Here is a 1,032-nt window from a genome sequence, read left to right as displayed (position 1 = left end):
ACTGCTTATCCCCTTTACACATGTAGCTCTGTTTTTTCTTTGGTTAGCTCATTAATTGGGGTAGGATTCGTTGAAACAATATTCTGAATGAGCCTAAAAAAAACTTTCCCTCTGTGATTAGATGATTTCCGGTTGAATCTAAATGCAAACTCATCCAAATAATATTCTAAGTACTTTTTAGAAATTCTTCCTTGATGTGTTCCGTTTATCCAACGTTTCAACAACGAATCAACCATATGAACATGGGGTAATAATTCATGAGCTTGTTTACCACTTCCAGATATTGGTTTTCTAATATGTTTATAGTTTTTAGAATCAGTTAATGAAGTATAACCACTCCATCCGTCCGTTACTATCGTGCTTCCATATTCAATATTGTCTTCTATAAATCTCATGAGATTTTCTCCAGATGCACTTTCAATACATTTAAAACGAACCCTGCCTATTTGTTTTCCTTGGCATTCTGTAGCAACAACGACAATTACTTTTTCATTACTTCCTCTACCTGTCTTTCCTGTTCCATCCTCTTTATCCCCTGACTCTCTGCCTCCAACGAATGTTTCGTCAACTTCGATAGTTCCAGTCAGTTTCTCACGCACAGGTCGCACCATCGCTCTTCTTAGCTTTTGCAACCACATCCAAGCGGTTTCATAACTTGCTAATCCCATAAAATCTTTTAGATTGTTTGCACTTACTCCTGTCTTTTGAGCTGCAACCCACCATATAACATGAAACCAAAGCAACAGAGGTTTTCTAGTTCCATGTAAAATGGTTCCAGATGTTACAGAAATCTGATGTTTACATTCATTACATTCTATAACTTTTCTATTGTTTATCCAATATTTGACACAGTTGCATTTTGCACATTTAAATCCATTTGGCCATCTCATAATGAATAAATAGTTCCAACAATCATCCTCTGTTCTGAAACGTAACAGGAATTCTTGAAAATCTTTAGGGTAATCCTCAATTGCCATTTTTTTTATTTCAAAGATACATTTATCCCTAACATGTGCGAAGGGGATAAGCAGT

At 35.8% G+C, this 1,032-nt stretch carries 1 protein-coding gene; it reads right to left on the bottom strand.

Features of this window, described 5'->3' with window-relative positions; all coding sequences use genetic code 11:
• Positions 1 to 14 precede the first annotated feature (14 nt).
• Positions 15 to 1,032, bottom strand: a 1,018-nt coding sequence (locus tag FNW52_RS20620; protein ID WP_221933424.1) for an IS1595 family transposase, incomplete at its 5' end; no start/stop codon positions are given.

This window comes from Flavobacterium sp. ZT3R18, from assembly GCF_007097385.1.
Taxonomy (GTDB): Bacteria; Bacteroidota; Bacteroidia; order Flavobacteriales; family Flavobacteriaceae; genus Flavobacterium.
This window is presented reverse-complemented; position numbering and strand designations above follow the sequence as displayed.